Below are 26,245 nucleotides of genomic sequence, written 5' to 3'. Positions count from 1 at the left end.
CTCCCAACCTGGATCTAGCTCAGGTATTACAGCTGCGGCTTTGGGGCATCTGCTGACAGGCGCATGCTCTTTGGAACCGTGCCTGTTTATCCGAAAGTGCCGGTGGCATACCCCCTAATGAAAGGCATCCTCTATGTGGTGTATAGCCGGCGGCGAGGAAAGCGTGACCGCGATGATATCGAACCGCACCTCGTGCTGCCACTCCTGCTGCAGGATGTAGGCCTCGGCCGCGCTTAAGAGCATCTCCTCCTTCTTGGCATTAACCGCCTCCTCGGGGTAGCCGTACTTATTAGTAGCGCGCGTCTTTACCTCTGCAAACACCAGCAGGTTACCTTTCTGCGCAATGATGTCTACCTCCGCGCGTTTATACCTGTAGTTCTGTCGCAGTACAGTATAACCCTGCTTCCGCAGGTAAGTGGCGGCGTGGTTTTCGCCCAGCTGGCCGGTGCGGAGGTGTGTGCTTATTTGAGAAGCCATATAAATCTTGTACTTTGCAGGCAGTTAGGGCTGCCGTGCTATTAACGACAGTTACTATGAAACAACTTGTTGAAGGCTTTATCCAGCAACTGCGCCACGCCATCGAAATCGGGGAGCGTGCCACAGTTACGTTTGCCGGCCCTCCCTACGCCAACGTAGTGCTGGCAGGCATGGGCAGCTCCGGGGTTGGCGGCAACATTGTTCAGTCCTACGTAGCCGACAAGCTATCGGTGCCGGTGATTGTAAACAAGGGCTACAGCTTGCCGGCCTTTGTTAGCCCAAATACGCTGTTCATCGCCACCTCCTTCTCCGGGAACACCGAGGAAACCCTCTCGGCGGTACGCGAGGCGATGGAGGCAGAGGCCAGCGTAGGCTTTATCACCACGGGCGGAGAGCTTTTGCGCATGGCGCAGGAGAACAACATGCCGCACATTGTAGTGCCCGGCGGCTCGGGGCAACCGCGTGCCAGCCTGGGGTACTTTCTGGTGCAGCAGCTGTACCTGCTGTACTACGCCGGCCTGCTCGACGATACCTTTAAAACGGAACTGAGCCAGAGTGTAAACCTGCTGGAGGAGCAGATCGGAAGTATAAAAGTGCAGGCCAGTGCGCTGGCCAACGCCTTCCAGGGCAAGCTGCCGGTGCTTTACGCCAGCGATGCGTTTGAGCCGGTTGCCCTGCGCCTGCAGCAGCAGCTGAACGAGAACGCCAAGCAGCTGGCGCATGTGAACGCCCTGCCGGAGATGAACCACAACGAGGTGGAGGGGTGGCAGTGCCCGGAGAAACTATTCGGACAGCCGGTTGTTCTTACCATGAAAACCTCCTACGACCACCCCCGCGTGAGGCTGCGCATGGACCTGACAAAAAAGGTGCTTGAGCAGAAGAAGCAGGATGTGCTGGAAGTAGAGGCCGTGGGGGCCACCTTGCTGGAGCAGATGCTTTACCTGGTGCACCTGTCCGATTGGGTGTCGGTGTACCTGGCGGAGCTAAACAGCGCAAACCCAAACACGATTGACAGTATCAATTACCTGAAAGGGGAAATATCTAAAGTATAACGTGCAAAAAAATACAGAAATACAGTTCGAGCACCTGGGGCTGATCGACTACAAAGAAGCGTGGGATTACCAGGACAAGCTTTTTACCTCCATCCTGGACCTGAAAGTGCAAAACCGCAAGGCAGCGGAGGGGGAGCAGGTGCCGACGCCGAACTACCTGCTTTTCTGCTACCATCCCCACGTGTACACGCTGGGCAAGAGCGGGCACGAAGACCACCTGCTGCTGAACGAGGCGGGGCTGGAGGCCAAAGGCGCTACCTACTACAAAATCAACCGCGGCGGCGACATCACTTACCACGGCCCGGGCCAGATTGTGGGCTATCCCATTCTGGACCTGGAAAACTACTTTACCGATATACACAAGTACCTTCGCTTTCTGGAGGAGGCCATAATCCTGACGCTGGCCGACTACGGCATTCAGGCGGGGCGCATCCAGGGCCTGACGGGGGTGTGGCTCGACCATGAGGAGCAGCGCAACCCGCGCAAGATCTGCGCCATGGGCGTAAAGTGCAGCCGCTGGGTAACCATGCACGGCTTTGCCTTCAACATCAACACCGACCTCGACTATTTTAATAACATTGTGCCCTGCGGGATTTCTGATAAAGCCGTAACTTCGCTGGCCAAAGAGCTGGGGCATGAAGTGCCGCTGGCCGAAGTGGAGGAGAAATTGTTAAAGCACCTGGCTGCATTGTTTGAAGCCACTATTACGACAGCTGCACATGAAGAAGGATATTAATTTCGGGACGGTAGAGGGGATTGCTGTGGCCATAGCCACCACCGGCGATGCCAACTGGAATGTGTACCTGCTCAACAACAACCCCTTCCCGATCGAGAATGTGCTGGTGGCCTCCAAAGGCTACGGCACGGTGGAGGGCAACGAAGTGAAGACCTCTGTGCTGCGGCACATGTTTGAGCGGGTGGAGGCCAGAAGCTTTGTGCAGGTGGAGCCCATCGACCCGGCCATCTTCCACATCAACAACGAGTATTGGGTGAGCTACTACATCGACCGGCAGATCTACGACAAGCGCTTCGTGTTCGTGCCGGACACTGTTGTGCAGGAGAACCTGATCGATATTAACATGTTGCAGATGCAGGGCGTGCTGCACTCCTGATATTTCCGTTAACCAGACTGCGCCCCGAAAGGCACTGCCCGCTTTCCGGGGGAGCAGGAAATTACAGATTGCCAAGTGCACAGAGCATTCCTAAAGTATAGCCTCACCCTTTTGCTATGTACCCTCGTGTGGCTGGGCGCGCTTGTGGCGCCTGTGCAGGGGCAGGTATTGCCGCTGGAGCAGAAAAACACCCTCACCAGCAACTGGATGGTGCACCGCGAGGGGGCCGACCAGCTGGTGCCCTATGTGGCAGGGGTGCATACGGAGTATAACGCGCTGCACCAGTGGCTGCCGGTTACGCAGGCCCAGCCCTTCCTTGTTGCCTTTGCCGCCCCCAAGGACCTCTGCCTGTTCCTGAACAACCAGCTGATCTTTAAGGCCGACTCCGCCGCCAACTACACCCTGGACCTAACCCGGTACAGCAAGGGCATGGAGCCCGTGGAGGGCAAGTACCTCTTTACCGTGTGGCACCCTGTGCAGCAGCCCAACGTAAACACCTTTCGCAATGTGCCGCGGGTATCGGGCGCCGCGCCGGAGGCCAACCAGCGGCCTTTCTCCATACAGGTGCGGGAGTACGTAAACCAGAACGCCTTCATTATCTTTATACTTGCCATCGGGCTTATTTACGGCCTGCTGCGCATCAACTACCCGGTGGACTTCCAGGGCGTGTTCAACCTGAACGGCTTCCTGCGGACCAGTGCCCAGTCGGAGCTGTCCACGGCCAAGTCTGTGGGAGCCGCCTCCAACGTGCTGTTTGTGCTGGCCTTCTCCCTCTCGCTGGCCCTGCTGATTGCGGCCATCCACACCAATGTGCAGCACATTAAGCTGTTTAACCGGCTGTTCCCAGTTTCGGAGGCCGACATCACCACCAAGATCATTTTTTACACGGTGCTGATATTCCTCGTGGTGCTCCTGAAATATGTTTTTTTGAAGGTGATGGCGTTTATCTTCGGCCTGGAGCAGGTGGTGCAGCTGCAGTATCGCGAGTTTATAAGATCGTTACTATTTCTGGGGCTCTTCCTGCCGCTGGTGATGCTGCTCTACCTGGCGCTGAACGCCGTGATGCCCGAGGAGATCCTGCTAATCTCGAGCCTGGCGGTGTCGTTGGTGTTGGTTATCACGACACTGCGTGTGTATTATACTGTAAATAAGAAAGCCTCTGTGCTTAATTTACATTTATTTTCGTACCTTTGCGCCACAGAAGTGATCCCGCTAGCCATTATGCTTAAACTGATAGTTTTTAACTTTTAAAAACACAAAGGAGCGGTTACAGTGGGTATTGCAGCAGGCGAATTTATAAAAACCGCATCATTTACTATGGCTGAAAGCAAAGCAAAGGGCTCTGCGAACCCTGAAAGACACAAGTTACCGATTAAGAGTATACTGGTTACGCAACCACAGCCTACTACTGATAACTCCCCCTACTTGTCTATAGCTGAGAAGTATGATATCAAGGTAGATTTCAGGGCGTTTATTGAGGTGGAGCCGGTTCCTTTTAAGGAGTTCCGCAAGGATAAAGTAGATATTCTGGCGCATACTGCCGTGATCTTCACGAGCCGTAACGCCGTGGACCACTTCTTCCGCATCTGCCAGGAAAGTAAGATTGAGATGCCGGCTGATATGAAGTACTTCTGTATCTCCGACCAGACAGCGTACTACCTGCAGAAGTACATCACGCTGCGCAAGCGTAAGCTGTTTGTGGGCGAGAAAACGGCCAAGGACCTGTTTGAGGTGATCAAGAAGCACAAGAACGAGAAGTTCCTGTTCCCTTGCTCCAACATCCGCAAGGACGACATTCCGAGCTTCCTGGCGACAAACAAGATCAAGCACACCGAAGCCATCATCTACAAAACCGTGGCGGCGGACCTCTCGGACCTGGACGACGTGACCTATGACTGCCTGGCCTTCTTTAGCCCGTCAGGCATTCACTCGCTGTTCATCAACTTCCCGGACTTCAAGCAGAATAACACCCGGATCGCGGCTTTCGGGCCCACCACGGCCAAGGCGGTGCGCGATGCAGGCCTGGAGCTGGACATTGAGGCGCCAATGCCGAATGCCCCGTCCATGACCGGAGCCATTGAGGTTTACATACAGAACCAAATGCAGGAAACAAAAAAGTAAGCTGCTAACGCAACTTTTACCCCTGTTTTCCATACTTACTAAAACGCAAACGCGAGCGCTGTGCCCTATAGCGCCCGCATTTGCGTTTTAGTGTTTAATAGCTATATTTGGAAAGCGTATTGTGCAACCAGCCCATACTTGAACGTGCCTTCTTGCCGCAGCCTATGAAAAAGCTTCTACCTGTATTGCTGCTGGTGCTCTTTGCAGCGCCGCTCGCCATGGCGCAGCAGCAGCCCCAGTTTACCCACTATGGGTTTAATGGCATGCAGATAAGCCCGGCCTACGCCGGCATCACCAACCGGCCAGAGTTCTTATCCATATACCGCTACCAGTGGCTGGGCTATGAGGCTTCGTTTGACGACGGCGGTGCCCCGCGAACGTTTTTCCTCTCGGCCAACACGCCGGTTCGCTTGCTGCACGGAGGCGTGGGCCTGAACCTGATGCGGGATAAGATCGCCAACACCACGGTGCTGTCGGCCGCGCTCTCCTACTCCTTTCACATCAACATCGGCGAGACCGGAAAGCTTGGCCTGGGAGTGCAGGGCAATGTGAACAATTACAAGAAGGAGCGGTACCGCGCCATCGACGACAATGACCCGAGCGTGCCTTATAACAGCTCAGACACGAAGTTCGATTTGGGCGCGGGCGTGTGGTACGAGTCAGAGACCTTTTACGCGGGCGGCGGCGTAACCAACCTGCTGCATGCGGAGTATGCGTTTGCCGACTCCGCCAACACCGGAACCGGCACCCTGCTGGGTGAAAATCACGTTTACGCCACAGCCGGCTACCACTTCCCCCTGACAACCGACCTGACCCTTACGCCGACCGTTTTGCTGAAGCACGACACGGAGACGCTTTCGTTTGATGCCGGCGGCCGCGCAACTTATCTTGAAAAATATTGGGTCGGATTGAATTATCGACATGAAGAAGCTGTTAGTGCACTTGTGGGAGTGTCTCTGTTTCAGGACAATGCGCTGCGGGTTGGGTATGCACTTGATTTAACCACCTTTGATGAGGCTGCCAAGGCGGCCACCTCGCATGAGGTAATGGTGAGTTACCGACTGGCCGAGCCGGTGATCCGGTTTAAGCCGCCAGTGAGAACCCCTCGATACTACTTTTCCAGATGATGCGTTAGCTAATTGTAACTGTTTTAACAGTTCTGTTGACATTTCTGGAAATAGTGCAGAAAAAAAATCTGATTTACTCCTATAATAATCAGCTCCTTACACCGTTAAAAAATAATAAAATGGTGTTGTAGGGAATTGTTTTTTATTTATTCCTAATTCTCATATATTTGCTACACCCATAAAAGTGTACTAAAATCCATTACAGAAAATTTTACTTTTTAACAGTCATCATGAACAAACTACTTAAGCTGTCTTCCTTCGCATTGGCGGTGGTACTGCTTGCAAGCTGTGGAATGGGACGTGGACCACAAGGCGATCTTGTTGGTGCTGAGGACCGACCGGAGTACAATCCGCAGCAGGTGCCGTATGGCATGGTGGCCTGCCCAGGAGGTACTTTCCACATGGGCCAGGCTGACCAAGACATCGCAGCATCCATGGCCAACCTGAATAAGCAAGTGACTATTGGTGGCTTCTACATGGACGAAACCGAAATCACAAATAACGAATACCGTCAGTTCATCAACGTGATGATGGAAGACTCGCTTGACGTGCTCGGCGAGGAGTTTGTGATGACGCAGTTGTACCCTGATACAACCGTTTGGGTAAAAGACTATACCTACCACATGGGCGACCCGCTGATGGAGTACTACTTCTCTCACCCGGCGTTCGACGACTATCCGGTGGTAGGCGTGGACTGGTTTGCTGCCAAGTACTTTAGCGAGTGGCGCACCAAGCACAAAAACCAGGCAAACACCGAAGAAGGAATGGCGCCAATGCCAGCCTTCCGACTGCCGACAGAGGCGGAGTGGGAATACGCTGCCAGAGGCGGACGCGATATGTCTGTTTACCCTTGGGGCGGGCCTTACCTGCGCAACGGCAAAGGCTGCTTGCTGGCAAACTTTAAGCCGGGCCGCGGCGACTACTACAGTGACGGCTTTACCTATACAGCCCCTGTCGCACAGTATTTCCCGAACGACTTTGGCCTGTACGATATGGCAGGCAACGTGTCTGAGTGGTGCGAGGATGCATATTCTGATGCTACTGTTCCGATTGTATGGGACTTGAACCCGGTGTATACCGACGATGCCGAGCCACGCAAAGTAGTAAGAGGCGGTTCATGGAAAGACATCGCGTACTTCCTGGAGACTGGCACGCGTAACTTTGAGTTCCAGGACTCAGCCAGGTCTTACATTGGCTTCCGTAACGCCATGATTTACCTTGGCCGTTCATCAGGCAGAGAGTTTTAATTAGTATCTTGATAAGAAAAAATCACCAATCCCCCTTAATCCTTAATTAATCGTTCACTACTTAATTTAGAAAACAAAATGAGCAAAGCTAAAGGTCGTAGTTTCTTGTTCGACGTTTTGATGCCGAAAATATATGGTATCGGTGCTGCCGTCGTAATCGTGGGTGCGTTGTTCAAGATCCAGCACTGGGAAGGCGCAAACACTATGTTGATTGTGGGTCTTTTGACAGAGGCCGTTATCTTCTTCCTGAGTGCTTTCCAGCCACAGCACGCTGAGCCAGACTGGGCAAGAGTTTATCCGCAGCTTTCGGATGAGTACGCCGGTGAGGCGCTTGTACCTGCCACGGCAGTTTCAGCAGGCCCGTCTGTAACAGGCAAGCTGGACGAAATGATGCGCAACGCAGACATCACTCCTGAAACCATCAACCAACTGGGTCTTGGCCTGAACCGCCTGAGCGATACAGCTGCAGGTCTGGCCGATATCAGCCAGGCAACTGCCGCTACGGAAGAGTACACAGTGCGTGTAAGAGGTGCGGCTGACCAACTGGACAAAATCAACCATGCATACGCTAACACAGCCGATGCTATAGCTAAAATGGCTGTTTCTGCTGCTGATGCACAAGAGTACCACAGCCAGGTACAAGGCATGACCCGCAATCTGGGCGCCCTGAACGCTGTTTACGAAATGGAACTGCAGGATGCCAACACGCACCTGAAAGCCATGAACAAGTTCTACGGCAACCTGAGCATGGCCATGGAAAACCTGACTGATGCCAGCAAAGACACAGAACAGTTCAAACAGGAAGTTAGCCGTCTGACGCAAAACCTGCACTCACTGAACACAGTGTACGGTAACATGCTGTCAGCCATGAAAGGTTAAGCTGCTTTGAAACGGTTCTATAAGAAAACAACAGTTAATATAGTATAAAATGGCTGGAGGAAAAGAGACACCAAGGCAGAAGATGATCGGTATGATGTACCTCGTACTGACCGCTATGCTTGCCTTAAACGTGAGCTCGGCTATCCTGTTAAAGTTTCAGTTCTTGGATGAGTCCTTGCAACAGGTAAACAAAAAGACAGTTAATGATAACGCCGGGGTCGTAAGTAATATTCAGGCTGCCATTGCAGAAAATAAAACCCCTTCTGCTAATGACAAGCGTGTGCTGCAAAGCGCAAAAGAGGTACGCGAGAAAACATCAGAAATGGTTAGCTACATCCGCGGCTTGCGTGAGATGCTGATCGATAAAACTGGTGGTGAAACGGAAGAAGGCTATGCACAGCCGGAGGGCAACGATATCGTAGCCATCAACATGATCGGTGCTGCCAACAAAAACAACGGCGCTGCTTATGAGCTGAAAGATAAGCTGAATGCTTATGCTAAGTTCCTGAACCAGTACAGCCCTAGCACACCAGATAAACTGGCGCTGGATGGCTCTGAGGACCCGGTGGCTAAAAACGACCCGGACCAGCGCCGCAAAGACTTTGCGCAGCTGAACTTCGAAGAGACTCCAATGGTAGCCGCTCTGGCGGTGCTGTCGCAGAAAGAAGCCGAAGTACTGAAGTATGAGGCGGATGCGTTGCAGAAGCTGGCGCAGCAGGTAGGTGCCGACATCATTAAATTCGAGAAGATTTTTGCGATGGCGCGTGCTGAGTCCAAAACAGTGGCAGCTGGCACAAAGTACAAAGCTGACATGTTTATTGCCGCGTCTTCTGATAACATCACTCCGAAGATGAGCTTCCAGGGCAAGCCAGTGCAGGTGGAGAACGGTTTAGGTAAAGTAGAGTTCGTGGCTTCTGCCTCTAACTACGATGCCGACGGTAACTCTAAGCAGACTTGGAAAGGCCAGGTAACCATTAACCAGAATGGCCGCGACACAACGTTCACGGTAACAGAGGAATACATTGTTGCGAAGCCGGTAATTCAGGTGCAGTCTGCTTCGGTGCAGGCGCTGTACTTCCAGTGCGCAAACGAACTGAACATTCAGGTTCCTGCGCTGGGTGCGGTGTATGACCCTAGCTTCAGCGCGAGCGGTGGCTCAGCCATCAAAGGTGCGAAGAAAGGCGAAGTGACCATCATCCCAAGTGCAACAGAGGTAACCATCAACGTAAGCAGCGGTGGCAACTCTATCGGATCTGAGAAGTTTAAAGTGCGCCCGATACCAAAGCCGGAGATTGTGGCACTGGTAAACGGCAAGCCGGTGGATGTGAAGCGTGGTATTCCTGCCCAGTCTTTCAGAGCAGTTGAAATTCAGGCGGTTGCTGACGAAGGCTTCAAACAATTATTACCTAACGAAGCGCGTTATAGAGTAACAAAGTGGAGAGCGTTCCTGGTGCGTAACAACCAACCTGTTGACCAGGGAGAGTTCAATGGCCCGACGGCGAACCTGACAAGCTTTGCCGCTAAGGCAAACAAAGGTGACCGTGTCGTAATAGAGATCGTTGACGTGAAGCGTTTGAACTACAAAGGCCAGGCGGTAGACGTGAACGTGGGTAGCCCGAACTTTAACGTTCCTTTAAATTAATAATTAGAGCTTACAAGGAGTATGAAATTAGTTAAAGCAATAGGTGTAGCAGCCGGTCTGATGTTCTCTGTAGGTGCCATGGCGCAGCAGGTAGCAAACACGACCTCCAGTAATCCTTCGGCAAGGCCTATTCCAGAGTCAGACATCCTGTTTAAGAAAACAGTATGGCGTAAGATTGACCTGCGTGAAAAGCAGAACAAGCCTATGTTCTCTGAAAACAGGGAGATCACCAAAATCATCATCAACGCGGTGAAGAGCGGTGAACTGACCCCTTACAAGAGCGACTCTGTGAATACTCCGCTGACGCGCGAAGAGTTTATCGCAAACATGACTCCCAAGCAAACAGAAGGAGGACTGAGCGAGGCGGAAATCGCAGCTGGTTTCGGTGAAGTAGAGGAAGAGGAAGATGCCTGGGGCGATGCCTTGGGCAGCGATGCTGGTACTACTGAGGCAGCTCCTGTAAGCAATGAGTTTTTTGCAAAGCAGCTTTACCTGCTGGAGGTGAAGGAGAACGCCGTGTTCGATAAGAAACGCTCGCGTATGTACCACGATATCCAAACGATCAGCATTAAAGTGCCGGCCACGCTTAACCCACTGGGCTTTGAGCAAAACGTAGCCAGCTTTAAAATGAGCGATCTGGTACGTGTTTTCCGTAACAACCCAGAGATGGCAGTTTGGTATAACGCCCAGAACGATGCGCAGCACAAGAACCTGGCTGACGCGTTTGACCTGTGGCTGTTCAGCTCTTACATCACTAAGATCTCTAACCCAGGCGACAGAGCCCTGGCAGATATCTACGGTGGTGGCAAGAACGGCCTGCTTGCCGCACAGGATGCTGCTGAAGCTTTAATTGAATATGAATACAGCCTGTGGAGCTACTAAGCCAGCAGCTTGTTTAAATAAAAAAGGAGACCCAGTACTGGGTCTCCTTTTTTTATGGCTGTGCGGTAAGTTTAACGGGCTTCTTCTGTAGAGTGGTGCAGGTAGGCATAAAGTACAGCGGCCTTCGCTTTGCCGATCTCCTCGGCCAGTTCCTCCTGCGAAAGCTCACGCAGCTTTTTAACGGAGCGGTACTTCTGTAGCAGGGCATCTGCGGTAGAAGGGCCAATGCCTTTAATGTCGGTAAGTTCCGTTTTGAGCGTGCCGGCATCGCGCTTGCTGCGGTGAAAGGTAATGGCGAAGCGGTGGGCCTCGTTCCGGAGCCGTTGGATCAGCTTCAGCGACTCAGACTTCTTATCAATGTACAGCGGGAGCGTATCACCGGGGTAGAAAATCTCCTCCAGGCGCTTGGCTATACCGACCACGGCCACCTGTCCGTAGATGTTCAGGTCCCGGAGGGCTTTCACAGCCATCCCGAGCTGCCCCTTTCCCCCATCAATTACAATGAGCTGTGGCAGCGGCTTTTCTTCATCTAAAAGGCGGCGGTAACGGCGGGTCACAATCTCGTACATCGACTCAAAGTCGTTCGCCCCCACTACCGTTTTAATATTAAAGTGCCGATAGTCTTTCTTGCTAGGCTTGCCGTTTTTAAAGCACACCATAGAGGCCACCGGGTTGTCGCCCTGAAAGTTGGAGTTGTCAAAGCACTCGATCTGGCGTGGCAGCTCCGTAAGGCGGAGGTCTTTTTTAAGCGTCTCCAGCACCCGCAGCTCACGCTGCTCGTTTAGCTCCTTGTTCTTCTCCTGCCGCCCTTCGCGCTCCTTGCGTAAGTATAAAGCGTTCTTCAGCGACAGGCTCAGCAGCTTCTTCTTATCGCCGATCTGAGGGTGCGTCAGCGTGATGTTGTCCAGCGGTAGCCCGAGCTCAATGTTAGTGATTACCTCGCGGGCTGTACTTTCAAACTCCTGGCGGAGCTGCACAATCACAGAGGCAAGTATGTCGGCATCCTCCTCATCCAGCTTCTTCTCTATCTCCAACGACTGGGTCAGGATAATGGAGCCGTTCATAACCTTCAGGTAGTTGATAAAGGCACACTGCTCGTTGCTGGTAATGGTAAACACGTCGATGTTGGTTAAGGTGTTGCTCACTACCGTAGACCGGACCTGGAAGTCCTCCAGCATGTCCAGCTTTTGCTTGTACTTGTGTGCCAGCTCATACTGGAACTCTGCGGCGGCGGCGGCCATGTGCTCCTTAAAATAGTTCTTAGCCACCGAAAGGTTGCCTGAAAGAATATTCTTGATCTGTGCGATGTGCTGGTTGTACTCCGTTTCCTCCACGAGGGCTTCGCAGGGGCCCTTGCAGTTGCCGATGTGGTACTCCAGGCACACTTTAAATTTGCCGGCGGCAATGTTCTCCGGGGAGAGGTTATAGGTGCAGGTCCGGAGCGGGTACAGGGTGCGAATGAGCTCCAGCACCACATTCATCGATGTAACACTCGGGTAGGGGCCAAAATAGCGCGAACCGTCGTTCTGCTTGTTACGTGTGGTGATGACGCGCGGGAAGCGCTCGTTCACGATACAGATGTACGGGTAGGTTTTCCCGTCTTTCAGGAGGATGTTATACTTGGGCTGATACTGCTTAATGAGGTTGTTCTCCAGCAGGAAAGCATCGGCCTCGGTATCAACGATGGTGAACTCGATATCCTTAATCTGGGAGACGAGCTTGAGCGTTTTCTTATTATGCTGGGCAGAGCGGTTGAAATAGGAGCTGACGCGCTTCCTGATATCAACCGCTTTACCCACATAGATGATGCCGTTGTCGTCAAAAAATTTATAGATGCCGGGCTTGTGCGGCAGGTGCGATATTTTCTCCTTCAGCTTTTCGTTTGCTGGCATAAGTAACAGCGTTAGATCTCAGCGTCAAGGTCAATCTCAGTTGGCAGGTTCAGGAACTCATCTTGTTGCGCTGAATCGATCTGCATGCCCTGGTTGTACTTGTCACAGTCTAATTCTACCGATAAAGGCGTAGAAGGTTTAGGGAAAGGTTCTTTCGAAACGTCCAAACTCTTGTCCTTGTACACCTTCTGCATGAAAGCGCCGTAGATCGGCATGGCTAGCTTGCCACCCTGCCCCAGGGCTATCGTTCTAAAGTGGATGGAACGGTCTTCGCCGCCTACCCAGGTGCCACACACCAGGTCCGGGGTCACGCCCATGAACCAGGCATCAGAGTAGTTCTGAGTTGTACCTGTTTTAGCGCCCATCTCATTTTTAAGGCCGTTACGGAAGCGAAGGCCATAGTAGGCTGTACCACCCGGCTCCGCTGTCGCTTTCAGCATGTGCACCATCATATAGGCTGTTTCTTCACTCAGGGCCTCTACCGTTTTAGGCACAAACTCAGCGATTACATTGCCGTGCTTGTCTTCGATGCGGGTAATGTAGGTCGGCTGCACCCAGGTACCGCCGTTCACAAACGTGCCGTAAGCGCCCACCATGTCATAGAGGGTCACATCACTTGTTCCCAAAGCCAGGGCGGGAGTTTCATCCAGCGGGGTGGTAATGCCCATGCGCTTTGCCGTTTGCGCCACAGACTCAGGCCCCAGCTTGTTCATCAGGAAAGCGGAGATGGAGTTTACCGACTCGGCCAGTGCTTTGCGCAAGGTGTACCTTTCGCCGCTGAACTTGTTGTTGGCATTGTCCGGGCACCACATGTTGCCGTCGGGTAAAGGAATACAGGTTTTCGTATCCAGCACCTCGTAACAAGGGTAATAGCCGTTTTCGATGGCCGTAGTGTACAGGAACGGCTTAAAGGTAGAGCCCGGCTGGCGCGCGCCCTGCTTTACGTGATCGTACTTAAAGTGCTTGTAGTTGATGCCGCCCACCCAGGCTTTGATATGACCTGTTTGCGGCTCCATCGCCATAAAGCCGGTCTGCAGGAACTTCTTGTAGTGCTTCAGCGAGTCCATCGGGCTCATTTCAACCTGTTTGTCTCCCTCCCAGGTAAAGATGGTCATCGGCACTTTTTTGTTCAGGTAGTAGTTGATCGAGTCCTCCTGATCGCCGAAGCGGGCTTTCAGACGGCGGTAACGCTCCGTACGCTTGATGGCTTGCTCCGGGAAGTTCTTGATCTCGCGCATGTTCTGGTCAACCCACGGGTTGCGGCCCTGCCAGTGCTCAAAGAACACCTTCTGGCGGTCTTTCATGTGCTCTGCCACCGCCTGCTCTGCATACTGCTGCATGCGAGAGTCGATGGTTGTATAGATTTTCAGGCCGTCGGCGTACAGGTCATAGCCGTTCTCGCGGCACCACTGCAGCAGGAACTTGCTGGCTTCGGTACGGAAGTACGGTGCCAAACCAACATTGTGGCTCTCCACGCGGTAATCCAGGGCAATGTCTTCTTCCTTCAGCTTGTTATACTCAGCCTCCGTCATGTAGCCATACTTTACCATCTGCGCCAGTACCGTGTTTCGGCGACGTTTCGAGTTCTCAGGGCTTGATTTAGGGCTGTAGTAGGTAGGGGCCTTCAGCAGGCCTACCAGTACCGCAGACTCCTCCACCTTTAACTCAGAAGGCTTCTTATTGAAGAAAGTTTTGGCGGCCACTTTAATGCCGTAGGCGTTGGAGCCGAAGTCAACCGTGTTGAGGTACATGGTCAGGATCTCGTGCTTGGTATAGGAGCGCTCCAGCTTCACGGCCATGATCCACTCCTTGGTCTTCAGAATGAGCATACGCAGCCCCGGCACATCACTCAGCACCCCGTTGTTTAGCTCATCACCGCGTGTATCGAAGAGGTTTTTAGCTACCTGCTGCGTCAGGGTGCTACCGCCCCCCTTCTGCTGGCCCGTAAGTATACCGGCCGCCACCCGCACCATCGACTGTGGGTCTATGCCTGCGTGCTCCTCAAAGCGAACGTCTTCTGTGGCAACCAAAGCGTTCACCAGGTTGTCCGGCAGGTCCTCGTAATCTACCGGAGAGCGGTTCTCGCGGAAGTACTTGCCCAACAGCTGGTTATCAGCAGAGAAAAGCTCGGAGGCCAGCTCACTTTTTGGGTTCTCCAACGACCGCAGGTTAGGCATTTCGCCGAACAGGTTCAGGAAGTTGATGCTGACGGCATAGATATAAAGTATAAAGACAACGAAGCCGCTGAGGAACAGCAGCCACAGTGCCGTGATAGCTCTAGAGTAAAAAGGAGTCTTCGGAGTAAGGGTCTTTTGACGCGTAGTCATAAGGTTAAAAGTTGTTTTTGAAGAAGGTCAGGTAAACGTCCGGATCTCTCTTCTGCATAAATTTCTGATAGTTGGCAGAAGAGATTGCAAAGGTAGTGAAATCTACGCCTCTAATTCTACCAACCGGAGCCTGCGGCGCCTTTTGTTTGATGTTGTAGGAGGCAGCTAACTGCGGGTCCTGGAAGCCGCGCACAACCAGCATCGCCTTACTGCCACTAAAGGCCACAGAGTCAATTTCCAACCGCTGGTTCTTGTAGTAAGTGCTGTTATACTTTTCATACTTCTGCTGAATGTCTTTGAAGGCCGCCTCAGCAGCCGGGTAAATCAACACATAGTAATAAGCCGAGTCAGCCTCTGCTTTGTACTCCAGCGGGTCAGCGGCTGGCGTGTCAGTGGCATCAGCCGGTGTAGCGACAGGTGATACAGCTTCTTTTGGCTGGGCCTGTTGCTGTGGCACGGCAGCTGTGTCTGGCTGCTCTTTAACTTTAGCCGGAGTGCTTACTGACGGCGACAGCACCGGCGTGGCCTTGGCCACTGACGCTGTAGCCTGTGCAATTTCTGTGCTAACTTTTTGCTCCGGTGTTTGCTCCGGCTCCTTTTGTGTGGGGGCCGGAGGGGTTGGGGCCTCGGCGCGCAGCTGGTTCTTCTGCTCCAGGTCCTGGTAAGTGGCCAGCATTTTATCCGCCTTTTTTACGAGCGGGCTGCCGCGATGCTCTTGTTTAAAGCGGGTCAGCTTGTCGCGCAGCACCTGTGGCTTTTCAGTGCGGGCGGCCACCATCGCGTCCAAAAACATCACTTTGTCCTGAATGTCGTTGAGGGGGTACTGCGCCGTGATACGGTTTAGCAGCACTACCGCCTGCGGGTACTCCTGTGCCTCGTAGTGAGCGTAGGCAGAGTCATACAGGGCATGCACCTTAATGTTGTTGATGGCGTTTTTTTCCCGGAAGCCTTCATCATCCAGCAGGCGGGCATACACCGTGTTCGGGAACTGCTCCTTTATTTTGGCGTGGTATGCCTGCTGCTGTGCTGTGTTTTCGGTGCGGCCGTAGAGCAGGTACAGGCTGTAGTAAGCTTCGGCTGCGTGCTCGGTGCGCGGGAAGCGCTGCAGCAGTTGTTCGTAAGTGCTGATGGCCTCGGCCGGTGCCTTTAGCCTCTGCGCATAAATGCCTCCCAGGCGGAACAATGCCTCCTCTACCTGCTTCTCAGAACGCTGCAGAGCGGCTGTGTTAAGCGGAATGTCTGTTAAATACGTCTCTACCTGTGCCTGCATCCGCTCCTCGGGCGTCTGCTCCTCTACCGCTTCCTGGGCTTCAGGTGCCTGAGCGATGACAGCCTCGTTGCTGCCGGCTTCGCCCCGGCTGCGAACGCGCCAGAAATCCTGGTTCGGACGGTCGCCCCAACGGCGGGTAAACTCAGCGCGTGCTGTCGCCATGGCCGAAGGGTTGTCGAAGTACCACACGCCACCGGTGCTGGTGGCGGTGCCAAAGTCACCGCCACTGTTGTTGCGGTTCTGGCGGCGGTTTTGCTGCACTTCCTGCTGCCTGGCCAGCTGCTGTTGCTTTTCCTGCTCCGCGAGGCGTGCCGCTTCCTCCTGCTGCACGAGCTGCTGCAGAAATGCCATGCGCTCGGCCTCCGGCATTTTAGCCAGGCGCTGCAGGCTGTCTTGCGTGGCGATGGTGCTGTACTGCTGGGCGAAGTCTGCCAACACATCGCGGCGCTCGGCCACGGCTTCGTACGTGATGGCGTTTTTGGGGTATACCTGCACGGCGCTGTCGTAGTAGGCGGCGGCCAGGTCGTACTGGTGCAGGTTATCGAAGTGTATCTCACCGGCAGACACGTAGCTGTAGGCGTTCTGGTTTGGTAAGGCCCCCGGCGTCCGCAGCGACTGGTTCAGGTACTCCAGCGCCTTGTCGTAGTGCTGCTGGCGAAGCTCGAACTGCGCCATCTCGTAGTAGATCTTATCGCGGTATTCCTTGTTCTTGTCGTCTTTGAGCAGCTTTTGGTAATAGCCCTCAATCCGCTCCCGGTCAGACTTGTCCGCCAGCTCCGTTACCTGCCCCAGGTTCAGGCGGCTGAAAAAGGCGAGGTCGTAGGGAGGGTTGCTGCGCAGCACTTTGCTGTACTGTTTGTTGGCCTTCTTGTCTTCGCCGGCAAGCTGGTAGAGTTGGCCCAGCGTATACCGCACCCGCGACTGTGCGTCTTTGTCGTCAAAGTTAGGGATGGAGTAAGCGAGGTTCTCCATAACCTGTGCCGTGTCGCCCTCCAAACGGTAGTAGTGGGCGCGGGCCAGGTACAGCTCACGGGCGTTTTCTTTGTTCAGGCGCTCCTTGCGCAGGTACTCCGACACCTGCTTGGCATTCTCCATCTCGCCCAGCTGCATGAACGAGCGCATGAGCCACACCAGTGCCTCGTGGCGGTCGTCTTTGCTCTTGCTGTTGGCGTTTACATATTTAAAGGTGCGGACGGCCTCCGCAAAGCCCAGGTCGTAGTAGTTTGCCTTGCCTATCAGGGTATAGCTGTTGTCTACCCACTTGCTGTTTTTGTGGTACTGTATCGGGAAAGAGGCTTTCTTCTTGATATCCTCCAGGTCGGCAGCCAGCGCTTTGGCGGTGGTGGAGTCGATGGGCGGGTAAATGGGCAGCACCTGGCTGTAGTCATACTGCATCTGCTCCTGGAGTTGCTCCTCCAGCAGGCGCATCTTCTCCTTGGCCAGGAAATAGCCGTTATAGCGCGCCGTGGTGTTGTGGTAGGCTTTGCTAAGCGGGTTGTTGCGCTCGGCAGAACAGGCCGCAAGCAGGAGCCCGGCAAGTATAAAGAACAGGTGCAGCGGTTTCTTATTCAAGGCAATGGTATGAGCAGGGTGTCTGGGCACTATGTATATAAGGTATAAACGTCGTGGTTCTTGCTAAAAGTATAGGCACTCAGGCGACAGCCGTTTCTGTAACAATAGTTATAGGCGCTGTGTGCCAAAGGGGCTTTTACAAAAATACAATAAACATCGGATAGTTAAGCAAATAGCTCTTTTGGGGCCTGCTATTGAACTATACAAAATTCTAAATGGTTTCAGGCGAGGCATACTTTGCGGCGAGTTGCGCTGCTTTGGTGAAGAAGCCCGTAAAAAGGAATATCTTTGCAAACTTGAGAAGCACATGGACAACAACGCTCCGCAAAAAGAAGAAAAGCCAGAGCAGCGCCGGCAGGAAAGTATAAAGCCTTACGTGAAGTACTCGGGTATGGCATTTCAGATGATCGGCGCGCTGGTGCTGGCTGCCTTTGCGGGCCGCGAGCTGGATGAGTACGTAGGCAACCGGAAGCCCTGGTTTACAATTGTGCTGCTGCTGCTTGCCGTGGTGGCGACTATGGTTTTGACTATTATATCTATAAATAAAAAGTAACAGGCGTGAAGTTCTTTCGAAACCTGGCTATCCTGACGGCCATACTTTGTGTACTTATCGGGGCCTTGCTGCAATTTACAGGTTACAGCCTGCTGCACAGCTTTATCTGGCACATCCTTATTTTCTTCGTTTTCATTACCGGGTTTACCTACTATCTTACCCAATTAGGGTACAAAAACGACCCTGAGAACTTCCAGGTATACTATTTTGCCTCTATGGGTTTCCGGGTGGTGCTCAGCATCGGTGTCGTGGGGCTCTACGTGTGGTTCTTCAAGGAGGGGCGGTTGCACTTCGTTTTCAACTTCTTTGCGTTATATTTCCTGTTTACCGGGTTTGAAATTTACAGTTTGTTGGCTAACTTGCGCCCGCATTTGAGAGGGCAGAATTAACGGTAGGTTCTGTCTGTAAAATCTTGCTCCTAAATCATTATTAATGAAGAGGTTATTCGTTCTATTGTTTTCCCTCCTGACGCTGACTGCTTCTGCTAAGGCGCCGGCTGAAGGTGAAGTGTTTCAGCCAGGTGAAATGATCACGCACCACATTGCGGATGATTATATCTGGGAATTTGCTGAAGGTGCAGTTCTGTACCTGCCTGTTATACTGGTGGATAATGGCGAATTGAAGGTTTTTTCTTCCGGGAACTTCTATGATGAGTTTCACGAAAGACAGCCGTACAACGGGTATGCGATGGAGCATGGGCATATCGTGCGAGTGGATGAGGCTGGTGAGCCAGTAGAGGATCACGCCGCGCTGTATGATTTCTCTATCACTAAGAACGTGGCCTCCATGTTTATTAGTGTGGCCCTGCTGCTGATAATCTTCTTTGTTATCGCAGGCCGTTACAAAAACAATCCGAAAAGCGCTCCTAGCGGTATTCAGTCCTTCTTTGAGCCGATCATCATCTTTATCCGTGATGAGATTGCCAAGGCGAACATTGGCCCTAAGTATGAGCGTTACATGCCGTACCTGCTCACCGTGTTCTTCTTTATCTGGTTTAACAACCTCCTGGGCCTAATGCCGGGTGGTGCCAACTTAACCGGAAACATTGCAGTAACGCTGGTGCTGGCCCTGATCACCCTGCTTATCACTGTGTTTAGCGGTAACAAAAGCTACTGGAAGCACATCTTCGCGACGCCGGGCGTGCCTACATGGCTTGCCCCGATCATGATCCCGGTAGAGTTAATCGGTATCCTGACAAAGCCATTCTCCCTGATGGTTCGTCTTTTTGCCAACATTACGGCGGGGCACATTATCATCCTGTCGCTGTTCAGTTTGATCTTTATCTTTAGAAGTGTGGCCGTGGGGCCGCTTAGCGTGGCATTCGCGACCTTTATGAACTTCCTGGAGTTGTTCGTGGCGCTGCTGCAGGCTTATATCTTTACGCTGCTTTCTGCCATGTACTTCGGCGGGGCGGTAGAAGAGCACGATCACGCAGAGGATCATCATTAATCAGAATTTTATTTTTTTAACTATATATAACTATAACTATGTTGTTAGCAATCTTGCTTCAAGCTGTTTCTGAAGGCGCTGGTCTTGGTATCATGGGTGCCGGTATCGGTGCAGGTCTAGTTGCCCTGGGCGCTGGTCTTGGTATCGGTCGCATCGGTGGTTCAGCTATGGAATCTATTGCTCGTCAGCCAGAGGCTGGTGGCAAAATCCAGACTGCCATGATCATCTCTTCTGCACTTATCGAGGGTGTAACCCTGTTCGGTGTGGTAGTGTGTCTTCTGATCGCTATTGCTTAATTATCTTATCTTAAGGTAACAAAGCTAACATGCTTATTGATCTCACGTCTGGGCGCATGGCCCAGACGGTGAGATTAACCCATAGTTCAGTTATAGTTAAAAGCGGCCAGGGTGGCCGCTCAAAGAAAGAAACTAGTATTCAACCTTCATAAACAATGGAATTAGTAACCCCTGGTATAGGTCTACTTTTCTGGCAGACGGTAACGTTCCTGATCGTTCTGTTCCTGCTTGGTAAATTTGCGTGGAAGCCGATTATGAACGCGCTGCACGAGCGTGAGTCTTCTATCGAGAACGCCCTGAGCGCAGCCGAGAAAGCGAAGCTGGAGATGCAGGCGCTGAAAGCCGACAACGAAAAGCTTTTGGCTGAGGCCCGCATGGAGCGCGACAAAATTTTGCAGGAGGCTACAGAGGCTGGCAACAGCATCGTGGAGACAGCCAAGCAGAAGGCTAACGAAGAAGGTACGCGTATGATCGCCAATGCGCGTGAGGCGATCGAGAACGAAAAGCGTGCTGCCATCACGGAGGTGAAGAACATGGCCGCAACGCTGTCGCTGGAGATTGCTGAGCAAATCCTGAGAAGAGAGCTGAGCGACAAGTCTGCCCAGCAGACACTGGCGCAGGATTACATTCGTGAAGTAACGCTAAACTAACAAAGAATGAATGCGGCCTGCCCCGGCGCGCCGCTCCATTATAAACAAGCACTATGTCAGATATTAGAGTTGCTTCCAGGTACGCGAAGTCGCTGATTGAGCTGGCGAATGAGAAGCAAGTGCTGGAGCAGGTAAATGCAGATATGCAGCTGTTCACGCAGGTAGTTTCTCAGAACCGCGATTTCAAACTGCTGCTGGAGAACCCGATTGTCAAATCGGACAAAAAGCTGTCCGTGATAAATGCCGTTTTCAAAGGCAAGGTGCAGGAGCTGACGTTAGCTTTCTTTAACCTGATTGCCCGCAAAAACCGCGAGTCTATTCTGGAGGCGGTGGCTACCTCCTTCCAGGATCAGTACAGAGAGCTGCAGGGCATCCAAACGGCTGAGGTCGTTTCGGCTGCTCCGCTTACCCCGGCCCTGCGCGATGAGCTAGGCCAAAAGCTGGTGGCTCAGACTGGCAAGCGCATAGAACTGATCGAGCGCGTAGACCCTAGCCTGATCGGCGGATTTGTGCTGCGTGTAGGAGATCAACAAATCGACAGCTCTGTGAAGAACAGCCTTCGCAAGCTGAGAAATCAATTTAAAGACAACCCATATATTAATCAACTATAATCATGGCAGAAGTAAGACCTGACGAAGTATCAGCCATATTAAGAGAACAGTTATCTAACTTCCGTACCGAAGCGGAACTGGAAGAAGTAGGTACTGTACTGCAAGTGGGTGACGGTGTCGCTCGTATCTATGGCCTTTCCAAGGCTCAGTCTGGTGAGCTTTTAGAGTTTGAGAATGGTCTGCAGGCACTCGTTCTGAACCTGGAAGAGGACAACGTAGGTGCCGTATTGCTCGGCGACTACAGCGAGATCAAAGAGGGCGCCACTGTAAAAAGAACAAACCGCATTGCCTCTATCAAAGTAGGCGATGGCATTATAGGACGTGTGGTAAACACACTGGGCCTGCCGATCGACGGTAAAGGCCCTATTGCCGGAGAGCTGTACGAAATGCCACTGGAGCGTAAAGCACCGGGCGTTATCTACCGCCAGCCGGTAAACGAGCCAATGCAAACTGGTATCAAGGCGATCGACTCTATGATTCCGATCGGCCGTGGTCAGCGTGAGTTGATTATCGGCGACCGCCAGACAGGTAAGACTGCGGTTGCAATCGATACTATCCTGAACCAGCGCGAGTTCTTCGAAAGAGGCGAGCCTGTTTTCTGTATCTACGTGGCGATTGGCCAGAAAGCCTCTACTGTGGCGCAGGTAGTGAAAGCCCTGACAGAAGGTGGTGCGATGGATTACACCGTAGTTGTAGCCGCTTCTGCCGCTGACCCTGCTCCAATGCAGTTCTTCGCGCCGTTTACGGGTGCTGCCATTGGCGAGTTCTTCCGTGACACGGGCCGTCCTGCACTGGTGGTTTATGACGACCTTTCGAAGCAAGCGGTAGCCTACCGTGAGGTGTCTCTGCTGCTGCGTCGCCCACCGGGGCGTGAGGCTTATCCAGGTGACGTTTTCTACCTGCACTCCCGCTTGCTGGAGCGCGCTGCGAAAATCAACGCGTCGGATGAGATTGCTCAGAACATGAACGACCTGCCAGATTCTATCAAGCACCTGGTGAAAGGCGGTGGCTCCCTAACGGCCCTTCCAATCATCGAGACACAGGCTGGTGACGTTTCTGCCTATATCCCAACAAACGTAATTTCGATTACGGATGGTCAGATCTTCCTGGAGACGAACCTCTTCAACGCAGGTATCCGTCCGGCCATTAACGTAGGTATCTCGGTATCACGCGTGGGTGGCTCGGCTCAGATCAAGTCGATGAAGAAAGTAGCCGGTACCCTGAAGCTGGACCAGGCGCAGTTCCGCGAACTGGAAGCTTTTGCGAAGTTCGGCTCTGACCTGGACGCTGCCACTAAGCTGACAATTGAGCGTGGCCGTCGTAACCTGGAGATCCTGAAGCAGGCACAGTACTCACCAGTGCCGGTAGAGGAGCAGGTAGCCACTATCTACGCCGCTACCAACGGCCTTCTGGATGCAGTTCCGGTAACAGAAGTAAGAAACTTCGAGAAAGACTTCCTGCGCACGTTGCGTGCACAGCATGCAGGCGCCCTGAACGCGCTGAGAGCTGGTAAGCTGGATGACGAAACAACTGCTGCAATCAAGCAGGTGGCGAAGGAAACTTCTGCGAAGTACAACAAATAGACTTTAAGTATAGAGGCTGGAGGGTAGAGATAACTGTCTTTAACCTCCAGCTTTTGCTCATAGCAACATAATATGGCAAGTTTAAAAGAGGTTAGAGGCCGCATTACATCGATCTCATCGACGCAGCAAATCACGAAAGCCATGAAAATGGTGTCGGCTGCCAAGCTAAGACGCGCGCAGGATAGCATCATGCGTATGCGCCCTTACGCCCAGCGCCTGAGCGGCATCCTGACAAACCTGTCTTCTATGGCAGAGGGTGCTGTAACAAACGTGTACGCCGAGAAGCGGGAAGTAAACAGCGTCTTACTTATTGCCATAACCTCTGACCGTGGTCTGGCCGGTGCCTTTAACTCCAACATTGTAAAAGGGGTGATGGCGTTGGTCAATGGCAAGTATAAGAGCCAGTACGATGCCGGGAGGGTAACCATCCTGACGATCGGCCGCAAGGGCTTTGATGCCTTCCGCAAGAGAGGCTTCAACGTAATCGGCGACTACAGCAACTCCTTCGCTAACCTGTCTTTCGACACGGTGCGTGCCGCTGCAGAGCGTGCCATGGCCGGTTTTGTGGCAGGCGAGTTTGACCAGGTGGACATTGTGTACAACGAGTTCAAAAACGTGGCTACGCAGATCGTGCGCCAGGAGCAGTTCCTGCCTATTGAGGAGAAGCCGGCCGAGGAAGTTGACGCGGCTACGCTGCTGATCGACTACACCTTTGAGCCGTCGAAGGAGCAGATCATTGAGGAGCTGATCCCGAAATCGCTGAAGATCCAGGTGTACAAGGCCGTGCTGGAGTCCAATGCCTCTGAGCATGGAGCCCGAATGACCGCCATGGACAAAGCGACGGAAAACGCCGGCGAGCTACTGAAGCAGCTGAAACTGACCTACAACAGGACGCGTCAGGCGGCCATCACCAAAGAGATCCTCGAAATCGTGGGTGGTGCCGAAGCTTTGGCTGCAAAATAACAAGAAAGAAAAGCACAGGAGCAGCGCCCATCACCACAGGTGGGCGCTGCTTGTTTTTTACGGCTGCCTGTTCGCCAGTAGGTTATTAAAAGGTAAAGAACAGGTTATCGTGCAACACAAACGGCATTAGTAAAGTGTACTTGTTATATTTGTAGCAAGCGAACTACAGTAACATGAAATATATGACCCTTTTGAAGCATGTAGCATGGGCAAAAACGGCGGCGGCAAGCTTGCTGCTGTTAGGCGCCTGTGCCGGAGCCACCCAAAACTCCTCCTCTACAAAAACACCGGCGGCTGCAGCCACAAATAACCAACCGGTGTTTCAGCGGCCAAAGCTGGTTGTAGGCATTGTGGTAGACCAAATGCGCTACGACTACCTGTACCGCTACTGGAGCAAGTACGGCAACGATGGCTTCAAGAAGCTGCTGTCAGAAGGGTTTAGCTTTAGAAACACGCACTACAACTACGTGCCGACCTACACGGCGCCTGGCCATGCTTCTATCTATACCGGAAGCGTGCCGGCCATTAACGGCATCATCGGCAACAGCTGGTATGACCGCGATCAGAATAAAGTTGTATATTGTGTAGAAGACAATACCGTGCAAACGGTGGGGAGCAGCTCCACGGCGGGTCAGATGTCGCCGGCCAACCTGAAAACGACCACCATCACCGACGAACTGCGACTGGCAACCAACAAAGGAGCCAAGGTAATCGGGGTGGCGCTGAAAGACAGGGGCTCCATACTTCCGGCAGGCCACTTGGCGAATGCCGCCTACTGGTTCGACTCGCCGAGCGGCAACTGGATCACCAGTACGTTCTACCGCGAGGATCTGCCGGCCTGGGTACGGGAGTTTAACGATAAAAAGCTGGCAGACCAGTACCTTAGCCAGCCTTGGGAAACACTGCTGCCGATTGAGCAGTACACGGAAAGCACTGCGGACGATGTGCCGTGGGAAGGAACGCTGCAGAATGAAGAGAAGCCGGTGTTCCCGCACAACATTCCGGCGCTTCGCGGGGAGGAATATGAGCTGATTCGCTCCATACCGGCAGGCAACACCATCACCAAAGACTTTGCCTTGGCGGCACTGCGTGGTGAGGAGCTTGGGAAAGACGACATCACCGACTTCCTGACGGTTAGCTTCTCTTCGACAGATTACGTAGGCCACACCTTCGGCCCTAACTCCGTTGAGGCAGAGGACGTGTTTCTGCGCCTCGATCGGGAGATGGCGGAACTGATCAGCCAAATCGAAAACGAGGTTGGCAAAGGAGAAGTGCTCTTCTTCCTGACGGCCGACCACGGCGGGGCGCACGTGCCCGCCTTTTTGGAAGAAATGAAAGTGCCGACCGGGCTCAGCTTCTCCAAGACGGTGCGCGACTCGCTGAGCGGCTTTATGACCAGGCAGTACGGCAAAGGCAATTGGGTGCAGCGCTACAGCAATCAGCAGGTGTACCTGAACCATGAGCTGATAGCAGGCAAAAAGCTGAACCTGGAAGAGGTGCAGCAGCAGGTGGCAGCTTATTTGCAGGGGCTGAACGGCGTGATGAAAACCGTAACAGCCACTGCCCTGCAGCGCACCAACTGGGAAAAAGGAATGATGTCGCGCGTAGAGAACGGCTACAGTGCCAAACGCTCCGGAGACGTTATACTGGTGCTGGAGCCGGCCTGGTTTGAAGGGTACGGAAACACAGGCTCCACACACGGCTCATACGCAAACTACGATACGCACGTGCCGCTCGTCTGGTACGGTTGGAATGTGCCGCAGGGGGAAAGCAGCGCTGAAGCCGAGGTGTCTGATATTGCCGCCACTATCGCTTACTGGCTGTACATTCAGGAGCCCAACGGCAGCGTGGGCGAACCTTTACAAGTATACATGAAATAAAAGAACCATAGCGCCTGAAGAAGATCAATAGTTGACGGCGCGTTTATAACTTAAAGATGAATATGGAAAATATGGACAACAACAATCCATGGCATAGCGTGAGCTACGGCGAAATGTCGCCAGAGGTGGTAACAGCTATCATTGAAATTCCGAAAGGATCGAAAGCAAAGTATGAGTTAGATAAGGAAAGCGGTATGCTGAAGCTGGACCGCGTGCTTTTTTCTTCCGTGAACTACCCGGCCAACTACGGCTTTATCCCTCAAACATACTGCGACGACAAAGACCCCCTGGATATCCTGGTGATCTGCTCCATCGACGTACAGCCTATGTGCCTGATCGATGCGAAAGTGATCGGGGTGATGCAGATGATCGACAATAATGAAGAGGATGATAAAATCATTGCCGTAGCCTACAATGACATGTCGGTGCGCCACATCAACGATATCTCAGAATTGCCGCCGCACACCCTGCTGGAGATGCGCCGCTTCTTCGAAGACTATAAGAAGCTGGAGAACAAAGAGGTGATCGTGGAGCAGTTCCTGGGGCGTGAGCACGCTTACAAAATCATACAGGAGAGCATTGAGCTGTACAACACTACTTTTGGAGAGCCTAGCCAACGCGAGAAGGCACTCTAATAAACTTACTTTTCCTGTTAAGCCT

At 52.9% G+C, this 26,245-nt stretch carries 24 protein-coding genes; 20 read left to right on the top strand and 4 right to left on the bottom strand.

Annotation, left to right across the window (positions count from 1 at the left end; translation table 11 throughout):
- Positions 1-114 precede the first annotated feature (114 nt).
- A complete protein-coding gene (locus CA264_RS16450; RefSeq protein ID WP_036777185.1) occupies positions 115-477 on the bottom strand; it encodes a YraN family protein in 363 nt (120 codons plus the stop codon).
- Here CA264_RS16450 and CA264_RS16445 point away from each other — a divergent pair.
- The 10 genes from CA264_RS16445 (at position 456) to porN (ending at position 10,539) form a co-directional block, all read left to right on the top strand.
- Positions 456-1,529 (top strand): bifunctional phosphoglucose/phosphomannose isomerase, encoded by a 1,074-nt coding sequence (locus CA264_RS16445; protein ID WP_335682337.1) that lies wholly within the window; start codon positions 456-458, stop codon positions 1,527-1,529. The genes CA264_RS16450 and CA264_RS16445 overlap by 22 nt on opposite strands.
- Position 1,530: 1 nt before the next feature.
- Positions 1,531-2,265: a lipoyl(octanoyl) transferase LipB gene (gene lipB / locus CA264_RS16440; protein WP_025608483.1), complete on the top strand. Its 735-nt coding sequence runs from the start codon at positions 1,531-1,533 to the stop codon at positions 2,263-2,265.
- Entirely contained in the window at positions 2,249-2,641 is a 393-nt protein-coding gene (locus tag CA264_RS16435; RefSeq protein WP_025608482.1) for a hypothetical protein, read from the top strand. The genes lipB and CA264_RS16435 overlap by 17 nt, the downstream gene beginning before the upstream one ends.
- A gap of 111 nt (positions 2,642-2,752) precedes the next feature.
- Positions 2,753-3,892, top strand: a complete 1,140-nt coding sequence (locus tag CA264_RS16430) for a DUF4271 domain-containing protein (protein ID WP_051364499.1) — start codon at positions 2,753-2,755, stop codon at positions 3,890-3,892.
- Positions 3,893-3,958: 66 nt separating this feature from the next.
- Complete coding sequence (locus tag CA264_RS16425; protein ID WP_025608480.1) at positions 3,959-4,762, top strand: uroporphyrinogen-III synthase; 804 nt, start codon at positions 3,959-3,961, stop codon at positions 4,760-4,762.
- A gap of 164 nt (positions 4,763-4,926) precedes the next feature.
- Positions 4,927-5,889, top strand: a complete 963-nt coding sequence (locus CA264_RS16420) for a PorP/SprF family type IX secretion system membrane protein (RefSeq protein ID WP_025608479.1) — start codon at positions 4,927-4,929, stop codon at positions 5,887-5,889.
- 230 nt (positions 5,890-6,119) lie between these two features.
- Complete coding sequence (gene porK / locus CA264_RS16415) at positions 6,120-7,136, top strand: T9SS ring complex lipoprotein PorK/GldK (protein WP_025608478.1); 1,017 nt, start codon at positions 6,120-6,122, stop codon at positions 7,134-7,136.
- A gap of 78 nt (positions 7,137-7,214) precedes the next feature.
- Positions 7,215-8,015, top strand: coding sequence for a type IX secretion system motor protein PorL/GldL (gene porL, locus CA264_RS16410; protein WP_025608477.1), 801 nt, complete (start codon positions 7,215-7,217; stop codon positions 8,013-8,015).
- Between the two features lie 49 nt (positions 8,016-8,064).
- Entirely contained in the window at positions 8,065-9,657 is a 1,593-nt protein-coding gene (gene porM, locus CA264_RS16405) for a type IX secretion system motor protein PorM/GldM (protein ID WP_025608476.1), read from the top strand.
- Positions 9,658-9,678: 21 nt separating this feature from the next.
- Positions 9,679-10,539, top strand: a complete 861-nt coding sequence (gene porN / locus CA264_RS16400; RefSeq protein WP_025608475.1) for a type IX secretion system ring subunit PorN/GldN — start codon at positions 9,679-9,681, stop codon at positions 10,537-10,539.
- Between the two features lie 71 nt (positions 10,540-10,610).
- Here the strand turns inward: porN and uvrC are convergent, their stop codons facing one another.
- Genes uvrC through porW form a run of 3 tightly spaced genes read right to left on the bottom strand, consistent with a single transcriptional unit; the run spans position 10,611 to position 17,600 of the window.
- Positions 10,611-12,431, bottom strand: a complete 1,821-nt coding sequence (uvrC, locus tag CA264_RS16395) for an excinuclease ABC subunit UvrC (RefSeq protein WP_025608474.1) — start codon at positions 12,429-12,431, stop codon at positions 10,611-10,613.
- A gap of 11 nt (positions 12,432-12,442) precedes the next feature.
- The gene (locus CA264_RS16390) at positions 12,443-14,758 is read right to left on the bottom strand and encodes a penicillin-binding protein 1A (protein WP_025608473.1); all 2,316 of its coding nucleotides are present in this window, start codon (positions 14,756-14,758) and stop codon (positions 12,443-12,445) included.
- A gap of 4 nt (positions 14,759-14,762) precedes the next feature.
- Entirely contained in the window at positions 14,763-17,600 is a 2,838-nt protein-coding gene (gene porW / locus CA264_RS16385; protein WP_025608472.1) for a type IX secretion system periplasmic lipoprotein PorW/SprE, read from the bottom strand.
- 307 nt (positions 17,601-17,907) lie between these two features.
- On the opposite strand from porW, the gene CA264_RS16380 reads away from it, so the two are divergent.
- From CA264_RS16380 to CA264_RS16335, 10 genes are all read left to right on the top strand, one after another.
- A complete protein-coding gene (locus tag CA264_RS16380) occupies positions 17,908-18,153 on the top strand; it encodes an AtpZ/AtpI family protein (protein ID WP_025608471.1) in 246 nt (81 codons plus the stop codon).
- Between the two features lie 5 nt (positions 18,154-18,158).
- Positions 18,159-18,542 (top strand): hypothetical protein, encoded by a 384-nt coding sequence (locus CA264_RS16375; protein WP_025608470.1) that lies wholly within the window; start codon positions 18,159-18,161, stop codon positions 18,540-18,542.
- Positions 18,543-18,585: 43 nt separating this feature from the next.
- Complete coding sequence (gene atpB / locus CA264_RS16370; RefSeq protein WP_025608469.1) at positions 18,586-19,602, top strand: F0F1 ATP synthase subunit A; 1,017 nt, start codon at positions 18,586-18,588, stop codon at positions 19,600-19,602.
- Between the two features lie 38 nt (positions 19,603-19,640).
- Positions 19,641-19,898, top strand: coding sequence for an ATP synthase F0 subunit C (gene atpE, locus CA264_RS16365; RefSeq protein WP_025608468.1), 258 nt, complete (start codon positions 19,641-19,643; stop codon positions 19,896-19,898).
- A gap of 155 nt (positions 19,899-20,053) precedes the next feature.
- Positions 20,054-20,548, top strand: a complete 495-nt coding sequence (locus tag CA264_RS16360) for a F0F1 ATP synthase subunit B (RefSeq protein WP_025608467.1) — start codon at positions 20,054-20,056, stop codon at positions 20,546-20,548.
- A gap of 53 nt (positions 20,549-20,601) precedes the next feature.
- Entirely contained in the window at positions 20,602-21,159 is a 558-nt protein-coding gene (gene atpH, locus CA264_RS16355) for an ATP synthase F1 subunit delta (RefSeq protein WP_025608466.1), read from the top strand.
- A 2-nt stretch (positions 21,160-21,161) separates the two neighbouring features.
- Positions 21,162-22,742: a F0F1 ATP synthase subunit alpha gene (gene atpA / locus CA264_RS16350; RefSeq protein ID WP_025608465.1), complete on the top strand. Its 1,581-nt coding sequence runs from the start codon at positions 21,162-21,164 to the stop codon at positions 22,740-22,742.
- A gap of 72 nt (positions 22,743-22,814) precedes the next feature.
- Positions 22,815-23,705 (top strand): ATP synthase F1 subunit gamma, encoded by an 891-nt coding sequence (atpG, locus tag CA264_RS16345; protein ID WP_025608464.1) that lies wholly within the window; start codon positions 22,815-22,817, stop codon positions 23,703-23,705.
- Positions 23,706-23,887: 182 nt separating this feature from the next.
- Entirely contained in the window at positions 23,888-25,585 is a 1,698-nt protein-coding gene (pafA, locus tag CA264_RS16340; protein WP_025608463.1) for an alkaline phosphatase PafA, read from the top strand.
- A gap of 56 nt (positions 25,586-25,641) precedes the next feature.
- A complete protein-coding gene (locus CA264_RS16335; protein ID WP_211233411.1) occupies positions 25,642-26,220 on the top strand; it encodes an inorganic diphosphatase in 579 nt (192 codons plus the stop codon).
- The last annotated feature ends 25 nt before the right edge of the window (positions 26,221-26,245 follow it).

It is taken from the genome of Pontibacter actiniarum, assembly GCF_003585765.1.
GTDB classification, from domain to species: domain Bacteria; phylum Bacteroidota; class Bacteroidia; order Cytophagales; family Hymenobacteraceae; genus Pontibacter; species Pontibacter actiniarum.
Note: the sequence above shows the minus strand (reverse complement) of the source record. Positions and strands in the feature narration are given on the sequence as shown.